This window comes from Streptococcus sp. CP1998, assembly GCF_041026655.1.
Lineage (GTDB): Bacteria > Bacillota > Bacilli > Lactobacillales > Streptococcaceae > Streptococcus > Streptococcus dentalis.
In genome coordinates this window covers 208,264-234,281 of sequence record NZ_CP163380.1, presented here as the reverse complement: position 1 = coordinate 234,281, position 26,018 = coordinate 208,264, and the positions used below count along the sequence as shown (strand labels likewise).

Annotated in this window: 25 protein-coding genes and 2 pseudogenes; 4 read left to right on the top strand and 23 right to left on the bottom strand. The window is 42.8% G+C overall.

The features are described 5' to 3' along the window. Positions 1–201: 201 nt before the first annotated feature. On the top strand, positions 202–1,044 hold the full coding sequence (locus AB4X21_RS01315; RefSeq protein WP_369088049.1) for an aldo/keto reductase: 843 nt from the start codon (positions 202–204) through the stop codon (positions 1,042–1,044). A 163-nt stretch (positions 1,045–1,207) separates the two neighbouring features. Further along, positions 1,208–2,353: a low temperature requirement protein A gene (locus tag AB4X21_RS01310; RefSeq protein ID WP_369088048.1), complete on the top strand. Its 1,146-nt coding sequence runs from the start codon at positions 1,208–1,210 to the stop codon at positions 2,351–2,353. 338 nt (positions 2,354–2,691) lie between these two features. Here the strand turns inward: AB4X21_RS01310 and AB4X21_RS01305 are convergent, their stop codons facing one another. From AB4X21_RS01305 to AB4X21_RS01215, 19 genes and pseudogenes are all read right to left on the bottom strand, one after another. Then, complete coding sequence (locus tag AB4X21_RS01305) at positions 2,692–3,399, bottom strand: ABC transporter (protein WP_369088047.1); 708 nt, start codon at positions 3,397–3,399, stop codon at positions 2,692–2,694. Beyond that, the gene (locus AB4X21_RS01300) at positions 3,396–4,076 is read right to left on the bottom strand and encodes an ABC transporter ATP-binding protein (protein WP_369088046.1); all 681 of its coding nucleotides are present in this window, start codon (positions 4,074–4,076) and stop codon (positions 3,396–3,398) included. Before AB4X21_RS01300 ends, AB4X21_RS01305 begins: the two co-directional genes overlap by 4 nt. 289 nt (positions 4,077–4,365) lie before the next feature. After that, a complete protein-coding gene (locus AB4X21_RS01295) occupies positions 4,366–5,652 on the bottom strand; it encodes a sensor histidine kinase (protein ID WP_369088045.1) in 1,287 nt (428 codons plus the stop codon). A gap of 31 nt (positions 5,653–5,683) precedes the next feature. Further along, positions 5,684–6,418: a response regulator transcription factor gene (locus tag AB4X21_RS01290; protein ID WP_369088044.1), complete on the bottom strand. Its 735-nt coding sequence runs from the start codon at positions 6,416–6,418 to the stop codon at positions 5,684–5,686. Between the two features lie 909 nt (positions 6,419–7,327). Then, positions 7,328–8,952: pseudogene (gene groL / locus AB4X21_RS01285) on the bottom strand (chaperonin GroEL). 21 nt (positions 8,953–8,973) lie between these two features. Beyond that, entirely contained in the window at positions 8,974–9,255 is a 282-nt protein-coding gene (gene groES, locus AB4X21_RS01280; RefSeq protein WP_369088043.1) for a co-chaperone GroES, read from the bottom strand. A gap of 129 nt (positions 9,256–9,384) precedes the next feature. Beyond that, entirely contained in the window at positions 9,385–9,678 is a 294-nt protein-coding gene (locus AB4X21_RS01275; RefSeq protein ID WP_369088042.1) for a DUF202 domain-containing protein, read from the bottom strand. A gap of 100 nt (positions 9,679–9,778) precedes the next feature. After that, on the bottom strand, positions 9,779–10,633 hold the full coding sequence (locus AB4X21_RS01270) for a PTS system mannose/fructose/sorbose family transporter subunit IID (protein WP_369088355.1): 855 nt from the start codon (positions 10,631–10,633) through the stop codon (positions 9,779–9,781). Beyond that, positions 10,617–11,450, bottom strand: coding sequence for a PTS mannose/fructose/sorbose/N-acetylgalactosamine transporter subunit IIC (locus AB4X21_RS01265; RefSeq protein ID WP_369088041.1), 834 nt, complete (start codon positions 11,448–11,450; stop codon positions 10,617–10,619). Before AB4X21_RS01265 ends, AB4X21_RS01270 begins: the two co-directional genes overlap by 17 nt. A 56-nt stretch (positions 11,451–11,506) precedes the next feature. After that, a complete protein-coding gene (locus AB4X21_RS01260) occupies positions 11,507–12,001 on the bottom strand; it encodes a PTS sugar transporter subunit IIB (protein WP_000261775.1) in 495 nt (164 codons plus the stop codon). Positions 12,002–12,015: 14 nt separating this feature from the next. Further along, positions 12,016–12,453, bottom strand: coding sequence for a PTS sugar transporter subunit IIA (locus AB4X21_RS01255; protein ID WP_031572670.1), 438 nt, complete (start codon positions 12,451–12,453; stop codon positions 12,016–12,018). Positions 12,454–12,593: 140 nt separating this feature from the next. After that, positions 12,594–13,887: pseudogene (locus AB4X21_RS01250) on the bottom strand (ABC transporter substrate-binding protein). Then, complete coding sequence (locus AB4X21_RS01245; protein WP_037585171.1) at positions 13,884–14,567, bottom strand: response regulator transcription factor; 684 nt, start codon at positions 14,565–14,567, stop codon at positions 13,884–13,886. The pseudogene AB4X21_RS01250 and the gene AB4X21_RS01245 overlap by 4 nt, the downstream one beginning before the upstream one ends. A gap of 5 nt (positions 14,568–14,572) precedes the next feature. Further along, on the bottom strand, positions 14,573–15,889 hold the full coding sequence (locus tag AB4X21_RS01240) for a sensor histidine kinase (RefSeq protein WP_369088040.1): 1,317 nt from the start codon (positions 15,887–15,889) through the stop codon (positions 14,573–14,575). Beyond that, the gene (locus tag AB4X21_RS01235; protein ID WP_369088039.1) at positions 15,889–16,872 is read right to left on the bottom strand and encodes a substrate-binding domain-containing protein; all 984 of its coding nucleotides are present in this window, start codon (positions 16,870–16,872) and stop codon (positions 15,889–15,891) included. Before AB4X21_RS01235 ends, AB4X21_RS01240 begins: the two co-directional genes overlap by 1 nt. 188 nt (positions 16,873–17,060) lie before the next feature. Further along, positions 17,061–17,456, bottom strand: a complete 396-nt coding sequence (locus AB4X21_RS01230) for a single-stranded DNA-binding protein (protein WP_003004675.1) — start codon at positions 17,454–17,456, stop codon at positions 17,061–17,063. 101 nt (positions 17,457–17,557) lie between these two features. After that, entirely contained in the window at positions 17,558–18,184 is a 627-nt protein-coding gene (gene ytpR, locus AB4X21_RS01225; protein WP_369088038.1) for a YtpR family tRNA-binding protein, read from the bottom strand. A 9-nt stretch (positions 18,185–18,193) separates the two neighbouring features. Then, entirely contained in the window at positions 18,194–18,511 is a 318-nt protein-coding gene (locus AB4X21_RS01220) for a thioredoxin family protein (protein WP_070661098.1), read from the bottom strand. Next, complete coding sequence (locus AB4X21_RS01215; RefSeq protein WP_369088037.1) at positions 18,508–18,798, bottom strand: DUF4651 domain-containing protein; 291 nt, start codon at positions 18,796–18,798, stop codon at positions 18,508–18,510. Before AB4X21_RS01215 ends, AB4X21_RS01220 begins: the two co-directional genes overlap by 4 nt. A 142-nt stretch (positions 18,799–18,940) precedes the next feature. On the opposite strand from AB4X21_RS01215, the gene pepA reads away from it, so the two are divergent. Next, positions 18,941–20,005: a glutamyl aminopeptidase gene (gene pepA / locus AB4X21_RS01210; RefSeq protein WP_369088036.1), complete on the top strand. Its 1,065-nt coding sequence runs from the start codon at positions 18,941–18,943 to the stop codon at positions 20,003–20,005. A gap of 447 nt (positions 20,006–20,452) precedes the next feature. Next, positions 20,453–21,937, top strand: coding sequence for a DUF1846 domain-containing protein (locus AB4X21_RS01205; RefSeq protein WP_369088035.1), 1,485 nt, complete (start codon positions 20,453–20,455; stop codon positions 21,935–21,937). Between the two features lie 335 nt (positions 21,938–22,272). Here the strand turns inward: AB4X21_RS01205 and folK are convergent, their stop codons facing one another. Genes folK through folP form a run of 4 tightly spaced genes read right to left on the bottom strand, consistent with a single transcriptional unit; the run spans position 22,273 to position 25,935 of the window. Beyond that, complete coding sequence (gene folK / locus AB4X21_RS01200) at positions 22,273–23,082, bottom strand: 2-amino-4-hydroxy-6-hydroxymethyldihydropteridine diphosphokinase (RefSeq protein ID WP_369088034.1); 810 nt, start codon at positions 23,080–23,082, stop codon at positions 22,273–22,275. A gap of 25 nt (positions 23,083–23,107) precedes the next feature. Next, positions 23,108–23,662, bottom strand: coding sequence for a GTP cyclohydrolase I FolE (gene folE / locus AB4X21_RS01195; RefSeq protein WP_369088033.1), 555 nt, complete (start codon positions 23,660–23,662; stop codon positions 23,108–23,110). An 8-nt stretch (positions 23,663–23,670) separates the two neighbouring features. After that, positions 23,671–24,981: a folylpolyglutamate synthase/dihydrofolate synthase family protein gene (locus AB4X21_RS01190; RefSeq protein ID WP_369088032.1), complete on the bottom strand. Its 1,311-nt coding sequence runs from the start codon at positions 24,979–24,981 to the stop codon at positions 23,671–23,673. Next, positions 24,982–25,935 carry a dihydropteroate synthase gene (gene folP / locus AB4X21_RS01185; protein WP_369088031.1) on the bottom strand — a complete coding sequence of 318 codons (954 nt, stop codon included), beginning with the start codon at positions 25,933–25,935 and terminating at the stop codon, positions 24,982–24,984. It abuts the gene before it with no gap. Between the last annotated feature and the right edge of the window lie 83 nt (positions 25,936–26,018).

The window sequence follows — 26,018 nt, the reverse complement described above, 5'->3', positions numbered from 1 at the left end:
ATTTCAATATTTTTGTTTATTTTCAATATGAAAAGTTCTTACAAATTCATTCTCTTCCCAAGTAATAATATCTCCAAAAGCTGTTACGAACAGCGGAAAAAGAAGTAAGGAACTATTCATAATAATAGCCGTAGCAAATCTTTGCATTTTTGTCTTATCTTTTTTAAGATAGTACTATTAAAAAAAGATAAGGTGAAAATCATGGAAACATATACACTTGCAAATGGGGTTACTATTCCTAAAATTGGTTTTGGAACTTGGCAAATTGCTGAAGGCGAAGAAGCCTATAACAGCGTTAGCTTCGCACTTAAGGCTGGTTACACACATATTGATACCGCACAAATTTACGGTAACGAGGTTTCTGTAGGTAAGGCGATTGCTGATAGTGATTTGGCACGTGAGGATATTTTCCTAACTACCAAACTTTGGAATGATAAGCACGATTACGAGTTGGCTAAGACTTCTATCGATGAGTCTCTCGAAAGACTTGGTGTGGATTATTTGGATCTTTTGCTTATCCATTGGCCTAATCCAAAGGCGCTTCGTGAGAATGATGCTTGGAAGGCTGGCAATGCGGGTGCATGGAAGGCTATGGAAGAAGCCTACAAAGAAGGTAAGGTGCGCGCTATCGGTGTGTCTAACTTTATGCAACATCACCTAGAAGCTCTTATTGAAACAGCTGAAATTGTTCCACATGTCAATCAAATCCTCTTGGCTCCAGGTTGTGACCAAGAAGACTTAGTTGCCTATTGCCAAGAGCGCGATATCCTTCTTGAAGCCTATAGTCCACTAGGTACAGGTGGTATTTTTGGAAATGAAGATGTTGAAGCAGTGGCTGAACGTAACGGTAAATCTGTGGCACAAGTTGCTCTGCGTTGGAGCCTTCAAAAAGGTTTCTTGCCACTACCTAAGTCTGTGACACCTAAAAATATAAAAGCTAACTTGGATATCTTCGGCTTCGACTTATCAGAGGAAGATATGGCGGTCTTGGATAAGATTCAAGGCATCAAAACTCAGGATGATCCTGACAAAGTTAATTTTTAATAGGATTTTAATCAACTCGTCAGGGTTGCTTTTTCAAGTAAATGACAAAAGAAGTCAAGATTTTGACAATTCGCGTCACATGAAGTTATTTAAGCATATCCTTTTCTCTCATTACCATTTTCTGTTATAATAAATTGTACTTCTAGAATAGAAAGGACTTAAGATGACAACTCTTATTAAACATAAACGTGTAGAATTTTCAGAACTTTTTTATGACCTAGTTTTTGTTTTTGCAATTTCAAAAGCAACTGCTTTAATTCACCCTCTTCATAACGGTGTTTTTGCTTGGGATTCTTTACTTGATTTCTTCATCTCTGTCATGGTTATCATCAATTCCTGGATGATTCAAACCATTTATACCAATCGCTATGGAACGAACTCGTTATTTAATATGTTAACCATGTTTATCAACATGGGACTTATGCTCTTTATATCCAATATGATTGGATACAATTGGCAACAATGGTTCTATTATACCTGTTGGGCTCTTGGTACATTGACCCTTACCTTATTTTTTCAATATTTGGTTGAGTTTTTTAGAGAATCAACCGATAATACTGATCGGGAAAGTATCAAAGGTTTTCTATGGTTAACAGGTTTACAAAGTTTAGGAGTCTATCTGGCAGCTCTTTTCCCTATTTACGTTGGAGTCTATATCTTTATTGCTAGTATTCTGCTAACATTTATTGTGCCAATTTTCTTGATTATTAAAGATGAGCATTTCCAGGTAAATTTTCCCCATTTAATCGAGCGCGTCTCCCTTCTTGTCATTATTACGTTTGGAGAGATGGTTATTGGGCTAGGTAGCTTCTTTACAGCCGAGAATTTCTCGATTTATTCGGTTCTAAATTTCATTATCATGCTTTCTCTGTTCCTGTTTTATTTTGGTGAATTTGACCATGCTATTGATGGAGGATCCAGTCAAAAGGGACTATTTCTAATTTATAGTCACTATCCTATTTTCATTGGGCTTATGTTGATAACAGTTTCGATGGGTTTTCTTCTGAATCCTGAGGCTAATCTTCTCACTGCAATCAGCTTCTTTTATATCGGAATTGGCCTCTTCCAAGCTGCTGTCCTAGCAAATGGGCCCTATAATAAACACTATCTTCGCTATTCGAAAAGTTACTACTGTGTCCAAGCGACACTCTATCTGGCTGCCTTGATTCTCTCTTTGGTTTTCGCTTCTAATCCTATAACAGTGCTGAGTGTTGCAACCATTTTTGCTCTAGCTATAGCTAGTCATTTTATTTATTTTTATGTGACACAGAATAAAAAATATTCCAAATCTAACTGGGGAATATTTTAATGAGATTATAACATAAAAAAAGCTTTGGGAACCAAGGCTTTATATGATATCAATCACCGACCACGAAAATGTTTAGCTTACAGAACTGCTAGTGAAGCTCTAGAGGATGAGTTCGAGTAAATGTTGCACTTATTCTTGCAATTTATCATTTACTTGATGCACGAACTCGATATTTTTTTCGTTAATTTGTTTTTGCCCCACTTTTGCCCCATTTTTAAATCCTGACATTGAAAATACCTAAAAGTATTTCCCTAAAATCAGCTATATTTCAACATTTTTGTTTATTTTCAATATGAAAAGTTCTTACAAATCCATGTAGGGGGCATTTTTTTACTCTCCTAGTTCCCCATTTTTCCTTTGGGTACGAGCAGATAGAAAAATAGCAAATTCAATCCAAATACGGCAACAAAGAGCGCTAATTGGGTAGCATCGATCGTTTGTTTCTCCGTCAAATCTTGGATCAGCTTTGTATAATAATAGCCTGGGAAAGCCCGTTGTAGCTTGCCAACCAGGTCCATAAATCCTCCACTTGCGCCAAGCGTATCAAAGGGAATAATGGTCATAGCGGCCAAAATAATGACAGGAAAGCCAATGGTATCAATCGTCTTGGCATCTACCCTGACCCCAAGAACAAAGCCAATCACGCTAAAGTAGATCCCCATCAAGGATAAGAGGAAAAATTGTACCAACAGGCTAGTCGTCACTGGAAAGTGAAAACCTAAAACAGCAACTACTAGTACTGCTAAAAAGATCAAGCTGTTCAAAATCAGTTGTACGATGCTTTGATCCCATAAATAGTTCTTGACACTATAGCTTGTAAAGTGGGATTCAAAAGAATAAAACCCAATATCTGAGGCGATACGCTTACTAAAAGTTGCAAGGCTATTGCCAATGACCCCGATAAATACGGCAATACCTAATAAAATACTTGGCGAAACTCCTTTTTGAAGCTGATAAAAGAAGATATACCAGCCTATGGGTAAAATAATGGTGAATAATACAAAGCGCTTATTTCGTAAAACTTGTTTTAATTGAATCTTTTTCATGCTTGTTCCCCTCCTTTATTCATCTCTTCCCGGAAATACTGCTCAATGGTTTGACCAGCCTGGTGAATGTCCTCAACAGCTTTTGCGGCAGCAATTCGACCCTCTTTTAAAATCAGGACTTTTGTAAAAAAGGCATCAATTTGGTTGAAATCATGGGTCACCACAACAGATGTAAACTCTTGCTGCTCCAGTAGTTTCCAAAAGTTATCCACTGCTTCCAAGTCCATGCCAGTCGTTGGCTCATCTAAAAAAATCAACTTTGGATGATTCAAAATAGTTAACAACAAGGACAAGCGTCTCTTTTGACCACCGGAAAGACTTCCCACCATCTGCTCTTTTGAGCCTCTCAATTCGACCATCTCTAAGAGTCCATTGATATCAGCCTGCTTCAGCTGATTCATCCGGCTTTTTAATTCGACGAATTCAGCGACGGTTAAATCCTCGATGAGCAGATCCCCCTGAGGCATCATCCCAATTTCTCTTTGAAAATCAAGCGAAGTCTTTATCGTTCCCGAATCGGCCTGGAGCTGCCCAGCGATAATGTTGAACAGGGTGCTTTTTCCTACTCCATTATTTCCCAGCAAGGCAATTTTGTCTCCTTCTTCTATCGAAAAAGACACTCCCTTTAATACAGCTTTCTCCTTAAATGATTTTGTAATAGATGCGACCTGAAACATACGATCCCTCTTTTCTTATTGATCTTGTATACAGTATACTTCAAAGGGACAGTCTTTGTAGCTCTCTGTCAGAATCGGTCAGAAAATCGTCGTGAATGGTCAAAAAAGAGGCTGGGACAAAAGTCCTAGCCTCTCAATTATTTTTGGATTGTCGAGCAAGACGCAGTGGTTGAGTGGGCTCTACTTCGCTGATTTCATCAGCTTTTACAGCCCTACTCAACTGTGCGGAGGTGGGACGACGAAATCGAATTCTAATGAATTACCGATTTCTGTCCCACTCTCTCTTCTATTATTCCTTCCAAAAGGTCAGACTCTGGGTAAATCGGTAGTTTGAACTCTTGGTAGACACTGTCGTTTTGGGATATTTTTCCAGTAATTGTTGGATCTTGTACAAGCCAAGACCGCGGCCCTCTCCTTTACTCGAGTAGTCCTTTTCAAAAATTCTCGCCAGATCTATTTTTTCAGCTTTTGTACTATTTTCAACTATTAAGATGAGGGAGTTTTCCTCCTGGAGCATGGCAAGAGTCAGCTGTGGGTCGTCTGATTCGAGACTCGCTTCGATAGCATTGTCACAAAGGATGGATAAGAAGGTGATGAAATCTAAAACCTCGATGAATAAATCACGAACAGGTTCATCGATCTCGACAGAGATCCCAATCCCTTTATTTTGAGCTTCCAATAATTTTGCGGACAGAACACTTTTTACAGCTGGATTTTCTATGTGACTGAGTTTGGCAATATCAAACTTACTATTGTAAAATTGCTGGCCACTCTCTCGAAGAACATTCTCATAGACTTCCCTGATCGCATTGAGGTCTTCGTGCTCAATACTTAATTTGAGACTGGTTAAAATATTCAGGTAATCATGACGAAAGGCACGAATCTCCCCGTAGAGCATTTCGACGTGTTGACTATAGGTGGCTAACTCCTGCAGTTGCCTATCTTTTTGTTCCAGAATCTCTTGTTTCAATCGTTCTTTGGACACTGCATTGAAATACAAGAGCATCACAAAAAACAAAATCAAATAAATACTATTTAACTGTTTCCGCAAAGCATCTGCATGCGGAATAATATCCTCAAAAACCACCAGACCTACAACACTGAGCAAATACACAAACATGGAAAGATCCATTGGGAGTAAGAAACGATTAAAATACTGCCGTTGAAATCCTACTTTTAGATCTGTAAAATCTAGTTTTAACAATTTAGTGATTCCTATATAAACAGGAAAGACCAGCAATTCAAGTAGAGCATCATACCAGCTGACAGATGCCTCATGAACAAGTACGATCCCTAGCATTGGAAAGACATAAAAGGCTAGGAGGCGCCCAATGAGACTCTCCATGACAACCGGGTAGAGCCCGTAAAAAATATTCAAAAGGTGTCGTATGTTACGATTTCGATAGAAACTATAGGCAATAAATACTAAGAAATAGCCAAAAAAGCCTACCGGTGGCACAAGGGTAAAGATAATTGCAAAGAAGAAGGGGCACAAAAAGAGCCAGCGCAAGGTGAACTCTTGTCTACTGATATGACGATAGATCAGCATGCTGACGAAGAACTTTAGGTAAGACATTAGAATATCTAACAGCAATTCTTTCTCCCTTCTATTTTTTCAAAGCTTCCAGTAAGCCTCTGTACTTGGTCCGTGAGATCAAGCAATTGTCCCCATTTTCAAAAAAAGCTTTCTTGGCTTCTTTATCAATCTTCGTAATATTTTGCGGATTCACCACAAAGGAGCGGTGGCACCGATACAAGCGGGGATCTGCTTTTTCGATATCGGCAATACTAGCGTAAAATTCCAAGCGCTCTTCCTGGGTGTGTAAAATGACCTTGTGAATGGTTGGAGACGTTTCAACATACAAAATCTTATTAAAAGGAACTTGTACACGCGCCATCGCACTCTCAAATGTAAAGGCATCTTGCGCAATCGTGGTCCCAACTTGCTCCAAGGTATAATCGATAGCTGAGCTGATTCTCTCTCTGAACTCTTCCTCACTCAGCGTTTTATCGATAAAATCCAAGGCGGCCACTTTGTACTGAAAGGTAATGGGCATGAATTCAGAGTGAGTAGTGACAAAGACAATGGTCGCATGGGGATCTTTCTTACGAATCTCTTTTGCGATCTCTAGACCCTTTTTCTCCTCACCTTTAATCTCGATATCTAAAAAGAACAGGTGATGGGCGCCTCTCTCTGTGATAGCATCCAGCAACTGGCTTGACTTTCCAAACACTTCTGGCGCTTTGCATTGCAGGGATTTTTGACGGATGAGATCCTGCAAGACCGCTTCGATACGCGATTGTTGGATCCATTCATCTTCTAACACAAAAATCTTCAACAAAGTCCTCACTCCTTCCCCTCGACGAATATGTTCTATTTTACCATAAATGATGCCTGCTGAGCTACTCTTTCAAAGGAGACTCAAAAGGCCTTCTACATTTTCCCCTTAACAAAAAAACTCTCCCGGAGGAATCCGGAAGAGCTTGCGCAAGGGGAATTTGAAAAATATTTTTTAATATGAAAAAGGTCGATAAAATCTACGCTATGTTCAAACTCTCATTTTACTAACAGCGATATTACGATCAAGTTTTATTGTCAATAGACATGTATGTGGGAAGTCCTTCCCTTGCAACAATGTAGACCTGTGATCTACTCTTACTAGTATACACTAGAATTATTACAAAATCAGTTAATTTGTATTGCAATTTATTGGCAAATATTCCTCCGCCTGAAAACACCACAAACGCTTGATTCCCAAGCATCTACGCAAGTCCTCTTTAATTAGTATTTATCATTTCTGTTACAAAATTTAAAATAAAAATATTATTCCATAACAAATAAAAATCCCAAAGCACGATAAAAAAAGGCTGGGACAAAAGTCCTAGCCTCTCAATTATTTTTGGATTGTCGAGCAAGACGCAGTGGTTGAGTGGGCTCTACTACGCTGATTTCATCAGCTTTTACAGCCCTACTCAACTGTGCGGAGGTGGGATAACGAAATCGAATTCTAACGAATTACCGATTTCTGTCCCACTCTCTTTGAGCTAGTGAGATGATTAGGTAGGCCGCAACATAGCGGCTACCGTCCAATGATTCGTGCTTTAGCACCAATCATTGGTATCAGGTTACGACAGAAAACAAAGAAGGCCGATAACGCCTTCTTTGTTTTCTTAGTAAGACACTTCGGCAAGGCACCATGGTGCTTGCCGTAGCCTAATGAGGTGCTTTAGCACCCATTAGACTAAGTGTCTTACATCATCCCGCCCATCATGCTTGGATCCATTCCTGGTCCTGCTGGGGCTGCTGGTTCTGGTTTGTTGGCTACAACTGCTTCGGTCGTCAAGATCAGACTCGCTACGGAAGCGGCGTTTTGAAGGGCTGAACGGCTCACTTTAACTGGATCGATGATTCCTGCATCAATCATATTCACCCATTCACCTGTTGCAGCATTGAAACCTGTTCCGACTTCGGCATTTTTCAAGCGATCAATCACAATAGATCCTTCGTAACCGGCATTGTGGGCAATTTGGCGCACGGGTTCTTCCAAAGCACGAAGAACGATATTGCGTCCGGTCGCTTCATCTCCTTCTAATTCAAGGGTTGCGACTGCAGAGATGACATTGACAAGAGCTGTACCACCTCCGGCAACGATCCCTTCTTCAACGGTGCGCGAGTTGCATTAAGGGCATCTTCGATACGGAGTTTCATTTCTTTCAATTCTGTTTCTGTTGCAGCACCGACCTTGATTACGGCAACGCCACCAGACAATTTAGCCAAACGTTCTTGTAATTTTTCACGGTCAAATTCAGAGGTTGTGGTTTCGATTTGTGACTTGATAACCGCCACACGGTTAGCGATCGCTTCTGGGTTACCAGAACCTTCGACAATGACGGTACTGTCTTTATCGACTGACACTTTAGCTGCTTGACCAAGTGCTTCAATGGTTGCATCTTTCAATTCCAAACCAAGATCGTCTGTAATGACTGTACCACCTGTCAAGATGGCAATGTCTTCTAGCATGGCTTTGCGGCGATCACCAAATCCTGGTGCCTTAACAGCTACGACATTAAAGGTACCACGGATCTTGTTCAAGACAAGTGTTGGAAGAGCTTCGCCATCGACATCATCTGCGATGATCAAGAGTGGACGGTTGCTTTGAAGAATGCTTTCCAACAATGGCAAGATTTCTTGGATATTTGAGATCTTCTTGTCAGTGATCAAAATGTATGGATTTTCAAGGTCTGCCACCATTTTTTCATTATCCGTCACCATGTATTGTGAGAGGTAACCACGATCAAACTGCATTCCTTCAACCACTTCAAGCTCGGTTTCCATTCCACGAGACTCTTCAATGGTGATGACCCCATCTTTGCCAACTTTCTCCATGGCTTCTGAGATATACTCGCCAACTTTTTCAGAACGCGAAGACACAGCAGCTACTTGAGCAATGGCTTCCTTGCTCGATACTGGAATCGCATTGTTTTTCAAAGCTTCTACTGCTGTTGCAACAGCAGTCTCAATCCCACGACGGATACCGATTGGGTTAGCCCCTGCTGTGACGTTTTTGATCCCTTCACGGACGATGGCCTGGGTCAAAACAGTTGCGGTCGTTGTCCCGTCACCTGCGATATCATTGGTCTTAGAAGCTACTTCTGACACCAATTTAGCTCCCATATTTTCAAAATGATCTTCCAATTCGATTTCTTTGGCGATGGTCACACCATCATTTGTGATCAATGGAGAACCAAATGATTTTTCAAGAACCACATTGCGTCCTTTAGGGCCCAAAGTAACTTTCACTGTATCTGCTAAGACATCGACACCACGGACCATTGCAGAACGTGCATCTGATGAAAATTTAATATCTTTTGCCATTTCTCTTACCTCTTTCTTCTCTTACTCTACAATTGCAAGAATGTTTGATGTTCCAACGATGGTGTAGGTTTCTTCCCCATCTTTAACTTCAATTCCTGCATGACTTTCAACCAAAACTTGGTCTCCTGCTTTTACAGCTGGGGCGATGAGCTCCCCACTTAGGGTACGCACACCTTCACCAACGGCCACTACTTCAGCTGTTTTTGTATCGGCCTTGCTCACACCAGCGAGAACAAAACCTCCAACAGTCTGTTCTTTTTCTTCTACTTTTAAGACCACGCGGTCTCCTAATGGTTTTAACATTGTCGTTCCTCCATACGTGTTTTTAGCACTCTTTATACCCAAGTGCTAACTTATGTTTCTATTGTATCACTTGGTCAGAAATAGTCAAGAAAAAAACACCTCAAAAAGAGATGAGATGTTTCTAAAATTTCAATTTAAAATTGTCAATTTTTGATTGAAATCATTGATCACTTTTTGGAGATTGATCCGCCCGCGGTAGATCCCATATCCAAAAAGCACCATCCCCAAGATTCCAACCACCGCTAGTATTATTCCTAGAATCATGAGTGGGAGAAAGCTTTTGTAAAAAAGATAGATCAAGACCACACCAATACTGGCAATGATAAAGAGTAAACTAAACCAACGACCAAGATTCTCAAGCATATGACGCTGGTACTTGATTTCTGTTTCATATCCATTGACAAGTTCTTGTTTTGTAACCATGGGGTTCCTCCTACTAAAAATTGAGAATGAAGTGCCAGTAAAGGAGGTCTATTCACTTCATTCTCAAAAACTCCTACTAGCAAATTTGTTTTTCTTTCTCTTAGTATTTAAGATGTGGGTCAAAGATACCAAGAGCAACACCGATCAAAGCAACGACAACGAGAAGCAACATGACTTTGTTTGGTGAAATTTTTTTCTTAGACATCAACCACCAGCAAAGAGTGATGAAGGCTGCTGTCAAGAGTCCTGGATAAACACCATCGATTTTTTCTTGGATGTTCAAGAAGACTTTTCCTTCTGCATTCTTGAATTGAAGTGCTGTTGTAACGGATACCCAAGTCGCTGCTACAGCACCGATGACCATACCACCGACAACGCTGATTGCTTTCCGAAGAGCTTGTCCTTTTGGTCCTACAAGGAATTCAACGGCTTTATCCCCTAATTGGTAACCTTTGAAGAAGGCAAAGCGCATACCAAAGTAAACCAAGAGGTTCCATACGACGATGTAGAAGAGGGCACCAGCGATGTTCCCACCTTTAGAAAGCCCAAGAGCAATCCCTAAAAGAACGGGGATCAAGGTACCAACGACCAAGGAGTCACCAATACCAGCGATTGGTCCCATCAAACCGGCACGCATTCCGTTGATGGTTTCGCCATCCACTGCGTCTCCATTGGCACGCGCTTCTTCCAAACCAGCTGTAATCCCTACAACAAGAGATCCAAGTTGTGGTTCAGTGTTGAAGAAGGCTGTATAGGTTTGCATAGCCTCTTTTTGTTCTTCTTTTGTGTCATACATTTCTTCTACGATTGGAAGCATAGAAGTCAAGTAACCGAAGGTTTGCATATGTTCTTGAGAGAAACAAGTCAAATGACCATAATACCAATGATGGAATGCTTTTGCTAATGTTTTCTTTGAAATTTTCTTTCTATCAGCCATTTTAAATATCCTCCTCATCATCGTCTAGATCCACCACTCCAGCTGGAGCAGCTTTCATTGATTTGATCACTTCAAGTTCATAGTAGATTACTGCAAAGATTAATGAAACAACGGCACTTGATACCAGGTTCAAACCGAGAGATTTAGCCAAGGTAAATCCAACGAAGAATGGAATGAAGTCAGTTGCTTCTGTAACAATTTGTTTCAACAAGATGGCAATACCGACACATGGGAGAAGAGCTCCGACTGTAAAGAGAGCTTTCATCCAGTAACCATCCATAGGAAGGTATTGTTTCATCAAATCAACCATGTTTTCACCGTATTTGGTGATAATCATTGTTGGAAGGAAAGAGAAGAGGAAGTGAGAGATCCAAGGGTAAACCCAGTCAACTGCGTAGAGTTTTTTGAAGTTCCCTTCTTCAACGGCTTTCCAACCAATGTGTTGCCAAACCAAGTTCATAGTAGCGGTACCGTAGAAAAGAACTGTACCAATTGTCCCAACGGCTGCACCGATTGGAGCTGCGATTCCAGCTTCATCTGTGATGTTATTGGCATGCACAAACAAGATAGCAAGAGGAACACCGATGTAAGAGATGGCACGCACATCGGCAGATACGGTACCACCAGGTGTTACCAAGGCGATATAAACGACTTGAAGGGCAACCCCGACCATAATACCGGTTGTCACATCTCCAAGAATTAAACCTGAAATCAACCCACCGATCAAAGGACGACCGAGTGTATAGTTCCCGATACTGGAACCTCCCATACCAGGCATTGAAGACAAGCTGGCGAAAATACCAAGCAAGATTGCTTGAATCCATGAAATTGTCATAACAAACGCTCCTTTTGTTTGTAAATATATTTACCTAACAGATCAGACTGTTAGTTTTAAAAACCAAATTTTGATTTGAAATCATCCCAATACCCGATGGAAACATCTGGCAACAATTGGAATTTCACCTTGTAGCCTGCTGCTTGAATGGCTTGGAAGGCTTCTGCTTCTTCCTGAGTGATGGATTGGTTATTTCCCAATTTCACAGCTCCAGGACGATCATTTGCAGGGCCAACAATGATTTCTTTGACATCACCTGGGACAAACCCTTGGTCGACCAAAATTTCCTTCATATCGATTGGATTTTTGGTGATTAAGAAGTAACGACTATCTGATTCTGTTACTTTTGCTGATTTTTCCTTAAAGGCTTCCTTTGTCCATACAAAGGTTTTCTTGTCTGATGCGCCTTTGTAAGCTTGGATCAAAACCTTGTTTGATGCTGCTGCATCGTTTACGGCAATCAAACCATCACATGGTTTTTCCTTTGCCCAGCGTGTGACTGTCTGACCGTGAATCATGCGGTCATCAATCCGTACAAATGTTACTACCATAAGGTACCTCCCTATTAAATATCGTCATCATCTTCTTCAGCACCAGTGGCTGAAACTTCAAAAGGCTGTAGTGCAGATCGTGCTTCTGATAAGATGGTAGCTGACAAATCGTCTCCATCCAACACATCCTTCATCACAACTGCCGTCAAGGCCATGGTGAGGTTCATCCCACCAAGGATCAAGGCTCCATCGAGCTTTCCAGCTTCTTCTAGAACCGTGGCTGCAGTGGTTAATGGACTACCACCTACGATATCTGCCAAGACCAAAACAGAATCATCAGCTGTCAATCCTGAAATGCTCTCTCTGAAATCAACTGCGAAGTCATCGACCGATTTTCCTTCTTTGAGTCCAACTGCGATGACTTGATCCATCTTATCACCAGCAAACATGGCTAGTGATGTTTTTAGACCTTCTGCCAGTCCACCATGACTGACCAAAACGAGGTATTTCATTTTTCTACGCCTCCTTTATTTGACTCTATTGTAGACTATTTGAAAGCGTTTTTATATTGTCAAATGTCACATTCCCAATATGACATTTAGCAATAAAAAAATGACATCTGTCACTTGACAAAATGCCATCTTATTTTACTCTAAACTCCTACCTGTAGACTACTTTCAATCTCCCTCTGAATTTGAGGCAAGCGGTTCTCGACATCCTGATCGCGCAAGGCATTGCCGATCAAGTAGTCTAGCTTTTCTAACACCTCTTTTGAGACATTTTTCGGACTACTTTCAACAGCTTGTTCCATGATGCGGTTCAAGGTCTGATTGGTCAAGGAATCCGTTCCAAAGTCATCCACCTGCAGAAGGTCTTTACTAGAGCGACTCTTGACCACCTGTGGCATGACAGAGATCCCTTGGGATTGGGCAAAGAGGGTTTGTTGAATTTCTGGATCCTCTGTTAAGAGTTGCATCAATTCCCAAGACAACTTAGAATGAGAAGTCCGAGCGGACATAGCAAAAGAAGTCGTTGTGACTAAGGTCGCCTTGGTCGTTTTTGACTTAGCAGGCATTGGGATACAGGTCCAGGTAAAGTTTGAATATTTAGAAACGTGGTAGGGATAAGGTTTATAGGTCCGGTATTGGGCCAAGGTCATGGGATAGAAGGCGACTTTTCCCTGGTCAAAATCTTTAGAGCTCACCTTGTAATTTTTATTTAGATCTTCCAATTTTTGCAGAAAAGTCAGAGACTCTTTCACCTCTGGAGCTGTCAGCTTGAGCATGCCACCTTGGAAGAGATGACCTCCATTTGCCGCCAAGGCTTCTTTCCAGGTGTATTCTGTACTCCCAAATTGGTCCAATTGCCCATCCCCATTGGTATCTTTGGTTAGTTTCTTGCAAATCGTATAGAACTCTTCAAGGGTCCAACCTTCTTTAGGAACCGCGATGCCTTCTTTATCCAAGAGATCTTTATTGACACACATCAAAATCGGATTGCTTTCATAAGGTAAGGCATAGGTTTGCCCCTGATAGACACCTGATTCAAAGGCAACGGGGTAAAAGGCGATCTTTTCGATCCATATAGCCGTTTAACTTTTCTAATACGCCCCGCGCTGCTAATAAGGAAAGATCTTGCTCAGAAACCATAAACACATCCGGCGTCTTTCCTGAGACAATCTTTTCGGAGAGCCAGTCTGAATAATCCGACTGAGGAATCCCGTTTTCATACTCTACACGGACGTGGGGATGGGATTTTTCAAATTTTTGAATCGCACGATCCAAGGCATGGGAACGTTGACTGGTCGGCACATCCCAGCTAGAACCTGCATAAACGCCGATATGGAGTACGGTCGGTTGCTGTTTCCACCAATAAAAACCCGCGCTCGCACAGAGCATAACAAGGAGGCCGATCCCCCAACAAAGATGCTTTCGCTTCAATTTCATTCTGTATTTCCTTTAGAAAAATCACGTCTCGTCACTCCTGTTTGGACTGACCAGATCGCTAATTGCGTTCGATCTCGTAGGTTTAATTTCGCTAAAATCGTTGATAAGTAATTGCGCACGGTTCCTTCTGATAAGAAGAGTTTGGCCGCAATTTCTTTATTGGACTCCCCATAGCCGACCTCTTGGATAATGCGCCATTCCGTCGTGCTCAAATCCTTGACATTGTCCTCATCTACAGCAATAGAGAAGTTGGTTTTGGCCATTTGTGAGAAAATTTGAAAGACTTTACTAGCGATATTCGGGTTGATCATGGCTCCGCCCTGATATACCACCTTAATCGCTTCATAGAGTTCCTCTGTCGAGGCTCCCTTTAAAAGATAACCTGAAGCACCATACTTGAGTGCACTATAGATAAATTCATCATCGTCAAAGGTCGTTAAAATAATAATTTTGATATCCGGATAGTGCTCTTTGACTTCTTTTGTCGCCAAAACCCCATCCATGCCTGGCATCCGAATATCCATTAAGATCAGATCAGGATGTGTCTGTGGAATGCTAGACAAGACGTGATTCCCATCTTCCACTGTGGCCACCACTTCGATATCGGGGTGGGCTGACAAAATTATTTTCAGAGATTCTCGAATCAAGGCCTGGTCATCTGCCACCATTACTTTTATCACCATCTCTATCTCCCTTCTTTATATTTCGGTAAACTGACGCGCGTGAAAAATCCATCGCGGCTTTCAAATTGAAGCTGTCCTCCTAGGATGGAAATTCGTTCCATCATCTGCTTGAGTCCATAGCCATAGGTCAAGGTTTCAAACCCAACCCCATTGTCCTGCAACTCGATCAGGTAATCTTCTTCATTCTCAAAAAAATGAAGGCTCATCTGACTGGCATGACCGTGACGAACCGCATTGGTCATAGACTCTTGGATCACACGAAAGATCGTATCTTCAATCATGACGTCCATATCGACATCGACCCATTCATAATGTAAATCAACCTGCAAGTTGGAAAGTGTCTGGTACTCGCGGATCATCTTTTCCAAAGCATCTTTGAGAGTTCGTTCCTCAAGGGCACCTGGACGGAGGCGATTGAGAGAGCCCCTCACATCCTGGATCCCTTCACGAACCACTTCTGATACACTTTTTACCTGCTCTTTTGCCCGATTGGGATCGATATCAATCAAGACCCCAACAGCATCTAAACCTGCCGAGATCCCTGTTAGCGCGTGTCCCAAGGTATCGTGAATCTCCCGAGCAATCCGCTTGCGCTCTCGATCCTCTGCAATCTTCTCAGACAAGGCCATATAGTTGTTCAACTCCGTATTGACCTTCGAAACCATAGCCAACTCTTCTTCCACTTCGTGGTTTTCCGCAAGAACATTCATAATATAGAACAAAAGCGAAATAATGAAGAGCACCATATTCAAGGCATAGAGGGAATTCTTCAAGAAAAAGGCCAGAATCCGAATGGAGGCAGGATAAAAATGAATATAGACATCCAGAGAAGGTATCGGAAAGAAAAGCGAAAAGACGTCTGAATTGGTCACAAGAAGCATCAAGAAACTCACTAGGATAAACGCAAACCAATACCTACGGTCTCGCTTGGTATTCAACTCTTTGGAAGCATAAAAGATATCCGCAAAAACCAATAGAATAAGCCCGTTATAAGCTACATTTTGGACCCACATCAAGAGCAACATCAGGAGGATCTCCAGAATGTTCCACTTATCAAAAATGGACCATCGACTCGTTTGAGACCGGTAACGACTCATGGAGATCAAGGCAATCCCAGCAAATAAGAGCGCAGACAACCAAAAAGTTGTAGAGGGCGCAAAAGGAATACGCTCTAAGCGTTCTACTAATAGAGAAGCTTGCCGTTGGGCAATGATATAGTTGGTTGCTTGAAGATAGATGATACTGTTGAGCATAACAGCGATAAAATTTACGACCATCAGGATGGCCAAACTGTATCTCACACCTCTAAATTTTCTCATTACTGCCACCCATTCACATCAAATTGATCAATGTTTTCCTTTGTCATCATCTGAACCGGAATGGTTATTTCTTTTTGGTAGCTCTTCCCATCAGCCATATCTTGGATGACCTCCATCACGCGGTCTCCCATCTTCAAAGGAGACTGGGCAACGGTTCCTACGACATCATCTGTCGAGTGTAGCAAGGCTTTCATATCTGGTGAGCCATCAATCCCATAGATCGCAATGGGATGGGTGATCCCTTGCTCCTTGATCGCTGCTAAAGCTCCTATAGCTGAACGGTCATTCAAGGAGACTAGAGTATCGACATTCCCCCCTGACTGCAAGAACTTACGGACAGCGGGCATGGCAATCTCCGTCTGACCCTTGGTTTCTAGTTCCGAGATAATCTCATAAGACCCATGTCCTTTGATGGTATCCTTAAATCCCTGAATCCGCGTATCTGCTGAAACAGTCCCCTTATGCTCTAAGAGCAAAATACGAGCATTTGAGGAGCGTTTCATCAGCTCTTTCGCAATCAAGACTCCTGCTTGGTAGTTGTCGGAGACAATGCTGGCATCCGGCTTAAAATGCTTGAGCTGGGTATCAACTGCAATGATCTTAATTCCTTGTTTTCTAGCTTTTTTAAGAGCCCTTAAAATAGGCTGACTATCCCCTTTGACCGGATTAATCACAATCACATTTACTTTTTGAGCGCAAAAATCATCGATCTGCTGGCTCTGCCTTTTTTCATCCAATTCTGGATCTCGGACATAAACAAGAGCTCCTTTTTCATCAGCAATCCGACTAATTTCCGAATGAATACTTTTATAGAACTCATTGTTCATGGTCATATAGGTGACACCGATCTTGGTCTGATCCTTGATGCTACTGGTTTGACAAACGGCATAGATCCACAAGAGGATGCAGGTCACTGGAATCACCAGTAAAACCCGTTTTAGCAGCCATTTCAACCGTTCTTTTCTTTCTTCTTTCTCCTTCAAACCCCGTTCCTTTTCTGAAAATTTTGAATATATATTACTTTATTCTACTACTTTTTCAAGATAAATGCTGGCTTTTATTGTACAGATGCATTTATTTGATTCGTTTTTAAAAGAGTAATTCCCGAATGAAATCCCTACCAAGTATCAAAAAAGCTGGTCTATAAACGAACCAGCTTTCTTTTTTGTTTCTAAAAAGGAAGATCTTCCTCTTCTAAGATGATGTCGGCTAAATCTCCCGTTCCACCATTTTCACGCATCGCTCGCTGAGCGCGGCTCTCTAGCAACTGAAAACTTTGGCAGAGGACCTCTGTCACATACTGCATGACCCCATTTTTCTCGTAGCGGCGCGTCCGAATCTCTCCATCCAAAGAGATCAAGCTCCCTTTACTGGCATAACTAGCCATGGTTTCAGCCAATTTCCCCCAGACAACCACATTGACAAAATCAGTCTCTCGCTCCCCGTTTTGATCCTTGTAGCGACGATTGACCGCAACGGTCACTCGGGCAACGGATTTGTCTGTGCTGGTCTTATGCAATTCTGGGGCCGCCACCAGGCGACCGATTAAAATAACTTTATTATACATCATTTACCTCCTATCTATTTATTCGAAAAAATTTCAAAAAAGGAAGGTGACAAACCAAAATCAAAAAAATCTAGGATTCAAAACATCCTAGATTCTTCTCTTTATTCGTGCCAGTGACGAGCAGGATCAAAAGGTGTCCCTGCCACTTCTGCATCATCCAATTCAATAATGCCTCGTTTTTGAGGAGCATTTGGCAAGTGCAATTCACGCGGACTGCACATCATGCCATAACTTTTTTCTCCACGAAGGGCCCCTGGGAAAATCAAGCTACCATCCGGCATCATGGCACCTGGAAGAGCGACAATGGTCTTTAGACCCACCCGCGCATTTGGAGCTCCTGCTACGATCTGAACTGTCTTATCTGGTCCAACTGCTACTTGGCAGATATTCAAGTGGTCACTATCTGGATGGGCTACCATTTCAAGGATTTCTCCAACCACAAATTTTGGTTCCCGATCGTTGACCAAACGTTCTGCAAAGCCTTCTCTTTCCAATTCTTGATTCAAACGAGCTACTTGCTCATCTGTCAAAAAGACTTGGCCCTTGCCTTCGATGTCGAAGAAAGATGAGGCGTCAAAAATATTCCAGGCAACCGTTTCTTGGTTGTCCTCACGGAAAACGCGAGCCACTTTTCCTTTTCTCTCCACCGCGAGCTTTGCATCTCCACTATTTTTCAAGGTCAGCATCAAGACATCGCCGACTTGTTCTTTGTTGTATGTTACAATCATGATTTTCTCCTATTTTAATCCTGCTAAGAATGCTGTAATCTGCGCTTTGGTTTTCCGATCTCGATTGACAAACCGACCGATTTCCTTATCCTTTTCCAGAACCACCAAACTAGGGATCCCATAAACATCCCAGACTTTCGCCAGATCCATATAGGCATCTCGGTCAATCAAGATAAAGGTAAATTCAGGATTTTCAGTCTCAATCTCCGGCAAAAAAGGCTTGAGGTAACGACAATCCCCACACCAATCTGCTGAAAAGACAAACACTTTCTTGCCATCTTGCTCTACATATGAAGCAATTTCTTCTATAGAACTCGGTATAATCATAGTTTTTCCTCTTCGTAATGCAAGAGACCGTCCTCGTAGACAAAGCGGTAATGGCGCTCATCTTCAAAAATGACACCACCTACTAAGCGCTCTTCACTAGACTCGTAGAGTTCCACGTACAGGGTCGCAATCGTCCCCATGGCTTCCATTTGCTCCCGTACTTCTGCTACCAACTCTTCTTGGGTACGGAGACGCTTTTGATCTTTGGCAATTTTATAAACACCAGCCGCAAGAGCTCCTGCACTTGCTACAGCCAGACTAGACAAAATATTTTTTTTAGCTTTCATAGTGCCTATTGTAACACAAAATAAGCAGAGGGACAACGGTCTAGGCTAGATCTCTCCCTCCGCTTTTAGAGACTGATTTCCATAATAACGCTACCATCCTTGTAGAAAAAGTGATAAAATAACATCAGAAAGAAGGTAACCTATGACTGATTTATTTTCTAAAATCAAAGAAGTAACTGAAATCCCTGCTATCTCAGGTCACGAAGCTCCTGTACGGGATTATTTGCGCCAACAATTGACCCCTCATGTGGACGAAATCGTGACAGATGGTCTTGGTGGGATCTTTGGAGTCAAACATTCAACAGCGACCGATGCTCCTCGTATCTTAGTAGTCGCTCACATGGACGAAGTTGGTTTTATGATCAGCGAAATCAAAGCTGATGGGACTTTCCGTGTTGTCCCAATCGGAGGTTGGAACCCGATGGTCGTCAGCAGCCAACGCTTCAAACTCTTTACACGTGACGGACGTGAATACCCTGCTATTTCAGGATCTGTTCCTCCTCATTTGACACGTGGAACAGGTGGACCAACCGTACCTGCCATTAGCGACATCGTCTTTGATGCAGGATTTAGCTCTAAAGCCGAAGCTGAAAGCTATGGGGTCCGTCCTGGAGATACTTTGGTCCCAGATAGCTCTGCGATTCTCACTGCGAATGGTAAAAACGTCATCTCAAAAGCATGGGATAACCGCTACGGCGTCTTGATGGTCAGCGAATTGGCTAAGAGCCTTTCTGGACAAGCCTTAAACAACGAACTCTATGTAGGTGCCAACGTTCAAGAAGAAGTGGGACTTCGTGGAGCTCACACTTCAACTACTAAATTTGATCCTGAAATCTTCCTTGCTGTAGACTGTTCGCCAGCAGCCGATGTCTTTGGAGACCAAGGCGCGATTGGGGAAGGAACACTGCTTCGCTTCTACGATCCAGGTCACATCATGCTCCCAAATATGAAAGATTTCTTGCTCACTACTGCTGAAGAAGCGGGCATCAAATTCCAATACTATTGTGCCAAAGGTGGTACCGATGCAGGTGCAGCACACTTGAAGAACGGCGGAGTCCCATCAACCACTATTGGTGTCTGTGCACGTTACATACACTCTCACCAAACCCTCTATGCCATGGATGATTTCTTGCAAGCGCAAGCCTTCTTACAAGCGTTGGTTAAGAAATTGGATCGCTCTACAGTTGATTTGATCAAACACTATTAAACAACATCTATCACGAGTCTCCGTAAGGGACTTTCAAATCGAGGATAAAATCCTCTTAAAAACTTTCCTTAGGTGAGTACGGACGTCTGCGAACTTCTCCGAAGTTCCAAGACTAATTATTGAGCCTGAGGTCTCAATAATTCCGAGTGCCTGAAACTGAGTCGTTTCAGGTACTTTTCTCACAGCGGAAAGTTTAAGTGCACCCTGCAATGACCTTAATAGACCATCTCATTTTATTTGTTTAGCATCGCTTAGGTCATTTTATGTAAAAAATATTCCTGAACAATCAAATTCTATGATGTCTAACCTCATCTTAGGAAAGTATCTTAGAATATTTTATCTTCCATCTGTTTTCTGATATAATATGAAAGAATGAAATGGTAGGGAACGGAACACTCATCCTTGGATTTGTGTGGCAGACCCTTCCCTTATATACAGGAGTTTTACATGAAAAAACAAGCTTTTAGTTCTGAAAAGTATTTGAACTTGCAACGTGACCACATTATTGAGAGGATCAACCAATTCGATGGTAAGCTCTACCTTGAATTTGGTGGTAAGATGTTAGAAGACTTCCACGCTGCTCGTGTCCTCCCTGGATACGAACCAGACAATAAGATCAAGTTGCTCCAAGAATTGCGCGACCAGGTGGAAATTGTCATTGCCATCAACGCCAACAACATTGAGCACTCAAAAGCCCGTGGAGATCTAGGAATTTCTTATGACCAAGAAGTACTGCGCTTGATCGACAAATTCAATGAATTAGGGATCTTTGTAGGCTCTGTCGTCATCACCCAATATGCTGGACAAGCTGCAGCAGACGCCTTTCGCAAACAACTGGATAAGAGCGGGATCGCCTCTTATCTCCACTATCCGATCAAGGGCTATCCGACTGATATGGACCACATCATCTCTCCTGAAGGGATGGGGAAAAACGACTACATCAAAACTAGTCGCAATTTGGTCGTTGTGACAGCTCCTGGCCCTGGTTCTGGTAAGCTGGCAACTTGTATGTCCAATATGTACCATGACCAATTAAATGGGATCAAATCAGGTTATGCTAAGTTTGAAACCTTCCCAGTATGGAATCTTCCTTTGCACCACCCAGTCAACTTGGCTTATGAAGCAGCGACTGCAGATCTAGACGATGTCAATATGATCGATCCCTTCCACCTCCAAACCTACGGGGAAACGACGGTCAATTACAACCGCGATATCGAAATCTTCCCTGTCTTGAAGCGCATGTTGGAACGCATCTTAGGAACCTCTCCTTACGCTTCTCCAACAGACATGGGCGTCAACATGGTTGGCTTTGCCATTGTGGACAATGACGCTGCGATTGAAGCTTCCCAACAAGAAATCATCCGTCGCTATTACCAAACCATTTTGGATGTCAAAGCAGAGCGCGTCGGTGAAGGGGCTGTCAAGAAGATTGAGCTCTTGATGAATGATTTGGGCATTACTCCAAATGACCGGAAAGTGACCGTTCTTGCTCGTCAGAAAGAAGAAGAAACAGGGGAGCCAGCCTTGGCCCTTGAATTACCAAACGGCGATATGGTAACCGGGAAAACCTCCGATCTCTTTGGCCCAACGGCAGCCCTCTTGATCAATGCGATCAAGAAATTGGCGCATATTGATAAAGAAACCAAATTAATCGAGCCAGAATACGTCCAACCTATCCAAGGCTTGAAGATCAATCATTTGGGTAGCCGTAACCCTCGTCTTCACTCGAACGAAATCCTCATTGCCCTTGCCATTACAGCCATGAGCAATGAAGATGCTAAGCTTGCGATGCAAGAATTAGGCAAGTTGAAAGGTAGCGAAGCCCACTCAACCGTGATGCTGACAGACGAAGACAAGAATGTCCTTCGCAAGCTCGGTATCAACGTCACCATGGATCCTGTCTACCAATACGATCGCTTGTATCGTAAATAAACTAAGACAAACAAAAACAATCCCTGCTCGAGGGATTGTTCAGATTGAAGACAAAGTCTTCTTAAAAAACTTTCCTTAGGTGAGTACGGACGTCAGCGAACTTCTACGAAGTTCCATGACTAATTATTGAGCCTAAGGTCTCAATAATTCCGAGTGCCTGAAACTGAATCGTTTCAGGCACTTTTCTCACAGCGGAAAGTTTCAGAATATGATTGAATAACTATAACGAGAATAATTTTTAAAGAATTGATTAGATTTTATTAAAGATTCGTTTCTCTATGCTCTCAACAATCCCTCGAACAGGGATTGTTTTTTTATGATGTAAAGAAGAGAAACTATTTGACAGCCTCCCATAATTGGCGAATGGGCTTTCTTTGAACAGGGTCCACAAAATGAGGAGCAATTTCATTCAAAGATTCTAGGACAAAGGCACGTTCTGCCACATAAGGATGTGGCAAGATCAAGCTCGGACTGTAACAAATGGTGTCCCCCATATAGAGCAGATCTAGATCGATCACACGTGGCCCCCACTTGACCTCACGGACACGCCCCATTTCCTGCTCAATGGCAAGTAAGGTCTCTAGTAAATCCTCTGGGGTCATCCAGGTTTCAACCTCTGCCACCTGATTCAAAAAGGTGTCCTGCTCCACCCCTCCCCAAGGTTCTGTTTCAATCCTTGTGGATATTTGAAGAAGGCGAATACCTCGATCCTTGATTTTTTCTAGCGCCGTCTCTAGTTGCAGTTGTTTATCTCCCATATTGGTGCCAAGGCCAATAAAGGCCTGTTTTTTCTCCCGTTCGATTGTCACCGAACAAGTCTCGAGTGGCAAGGGAACAGGAGCCCAAGGTTTTTTCAACTCCAGACGAACTTTTTCTACGAAGGCATAGCTTTCGAAAATCTTTTGAACCAACTGAAAGGCCACCGTTTCAATCAGATCGATTTTTTCCGCCTGCATCCACTCGGTCAACTGTTCCGCCAAGATCCCATAATGGATCGAAGCTTCCAAATCACCTGTGCGGGCAGCACGGGTCATCTCATAATCTACCCATATGTCTAGGACAAAACGTTGTCCTAATTCTTTTTCTGCTGGAAAAACACCGTGATAGGCGTATACCTCTAAGTCCTTGATCCGTAATTGATCCACTCTCTTCACCTCTTATAGCCAGCCATTAGTGGCCCATGAGTTTATAGGCTTCATTTTTTAAGTCTTTATCTGTCGCAAGCAATCCACGCGCAGCAGTCGTCACTGTAGCAGTCCCAGGTTTACGGACACCACGCATGTTCATACACATATGCTCTGCTTCCACCCAGACCAGTGCCCCTTGTGCTCCTAGATAGTCCATCAAAGCTTCTGCAATTTCAACGGTCAAACGCTCTTGAATTTGAGGTTTTTTGGCATAGACCTCAACCGTACGGGCTAGTTTTGAAAGTCCTGCAACACGGCCGTTTGGAATATAGGCGATATGCACTTTTCCATAAAAAGGCAAGAAGTGATGCTCACACATGGAATGGAAGAAAATATCCTTCTCGACCACCATATTGTTATCAATAATTTCAAACGATTTAGCAAGGTGCTCTTCTGCCGTTTGTCCCAAGCCTGAAAAGATCTCTTGGTACATCTTTGCGATGCGGGTCGGCGTTTCTTGAAGGCCCTCACGGTTCTCGTCTTCACCGACTGCTTCGATGATCATTTTAACTGCTGCTTCAATTTTTTTAGTATCCATATCATCTCCTAATTGGATTTTTCTTTTTTTAATAAATAAGGTCGAACTTGGCTGAGAAAGTAGAGCGATCCAGTTACAACAAGGAGCTCATCGTCTTCAACTTGCCAATTTTGTAGAAACTCTTGCCAGTTAACATCTTTCAGCTGATGTTTTCTAGCAACAGTTGCCATCTCTTCCTGAGAATAAGCTCTTGGATCGTCAAAAGTCGTGAGGATCAAACGGCTATTGTCAAGGTCCTGCCATTGAAGCACCATCTCTTCTAAGGCTTTGGTGCGGATGCAGGTAAAAAGGATGGTCTTTTTTTGTCTTGGAAAGAGATCCTGAAGACTTGCGATCAGTGGTGCCACAGCATGAGGGTTGTGGGCCCCGTCTAGCAAGATCAGAGGCTTTTGACAGATCATTTCTAGACGGCCAGGCCAGACGACTTGACCCAAGGCCTCATCCACTAACTCTCTTGACAAGAGCTCACGCCCTTCTTTTTCAAAGAGCACATCGCAGATGCTGATAGCAAGGGCTGCATTTCCAGCCTGGTGATGTCCCAGGAGCGCTACTCGATAAGAGGCTTTTATTCTTTTGGAACTTTGGTAAATAAAGGATTGGCCTGATAGATGAGAGGCTCCCAACCAAACCTGATAATCTCTGCCATAAGTAAACATTGGAGCCTGCTGACTATTCGCAATGTCTTCTATGACTTGATCTGCTTCAGGGTCTAAATCTCCTAAAAGCAGAGGAATTCCTGGCTTAATGATACCTGCCTTTTCACGAGCAATGGAAGCCAGATCCGTCCCCAGAAGGGCAACATGATCCAAACCAATCGACGTGATCGCAGTCAGCACCGGCTGACAGACATTGGTACTGTCTAATCGCCCCCCCATACCGACTTCCATGATCACATAGTCTAGCTCTTCATGGGCAAAATAATCATAGGCAATGGCCGTCATCAGCTCAAATTCCGTCAAACCTTGAAAGACAGCCGATGATTGTTCAGCTTCCAAGAGTTGTTGATAGCTATCCAGATAGGTTTGCAAGTCTTGATCTGAAATAGCTTCACCGTTGATCGTGATTTGGTCGTTGTAATGGATCAGGTAAGGAGAATTAAAAACTCCGACGCGTAAGCCTGCCTGTCTCAATAGTTGGGATAAAATAGCAATGGTAGATCCTTTGCCATTGGTCCCCGCAATATGAATGACCCGACAGTCTAGGTGAGGATTTCCTCTCAACGCCAAGAGAGCTTCCATGCGCTCCAAGCCAAAATGTGGATCCTGCGAACGATAGGCTTCTAGCCAACGAAGATCCAACTGATGTTCTTTCTTCTTCATTTACTTGTATTGTTTCAAATTAGTATCTGCTGCCTCTTGGGCTTGGAAAATGGCTTGGCCCAGACTGGCTGCCATCTTGTGTAGGGGAATATCATGCACCCGCACCACTTCGACTCCTTGACTAGCTGCAATACTCGTCAAATGGCTCGAAGCCAGGTCCCGATTCCAAAAACCAGTCTCTGTTGCAGGATCTGTCTCAAATCCAGCTTCTTCAATAATATTGACCACAAAACGTTTGCGGGAGACCCCTAGAAAGATCGGATACCCCTTTTGGTGGATGGTTTCAAGCTCTTGTAACAAGAGCAAATTCTCGCGCTTGGTCAAACCAAAGCCGATCCCAGGGTCCAGCATGATCCGTTCCGTCTGGACACCGGCTTCTTTTGCGACTGCAAGCGAGCGGTCAAAGAAGGTCCACATCACGTCTTGAATCGGTTCTTGAGCCATTGTTTGAAGCTCTGCTTCTGTAAAAGCTGGTTCGAAACCAAAAGTTGGAAAAATAGTGGAACTTGGATGATGCGGTCTTGCCATCACTGGATTAAACATGAGAACTGCGCTGGCTTCATGCTCTGCAACCACAGTAGCCATCTTAGAATCCCCAAGAAAACCAGTAATATCATTGACAATATCGGCTCCAGCTTCCAGCGCTGCCGCCGCCACCTGGGACTTCCAGGTATCCACTGAGATCAAGATATCACTTTCTTTCCGGATAGCTTTAATCACTGGAACCACGCGGTCAATCTCTTCTTGGATCTCCACATAATGACTACTTCCTGGTCTGGTTGATTCTCCCCCGATATCGAGGATCTGAGCCCCTTCTTGGATCAGTTTTCTCGCCTGTTGCAAGGCTGCATCCACACTCGTATACTTACCCCCATCAGAAAATGAATCCGGAGTGACATTTAAGATCCCACAAAGAAGTGTCCCTTGGCCATTCAGCCATTTTTTATCAATCATTTTCGTTCTCCTTTGATTCCCATCCTACAGCATGATTGCGAACAAAAGAGGCTAGAACAAATGTTCTAAACCTCTGAGTTCAT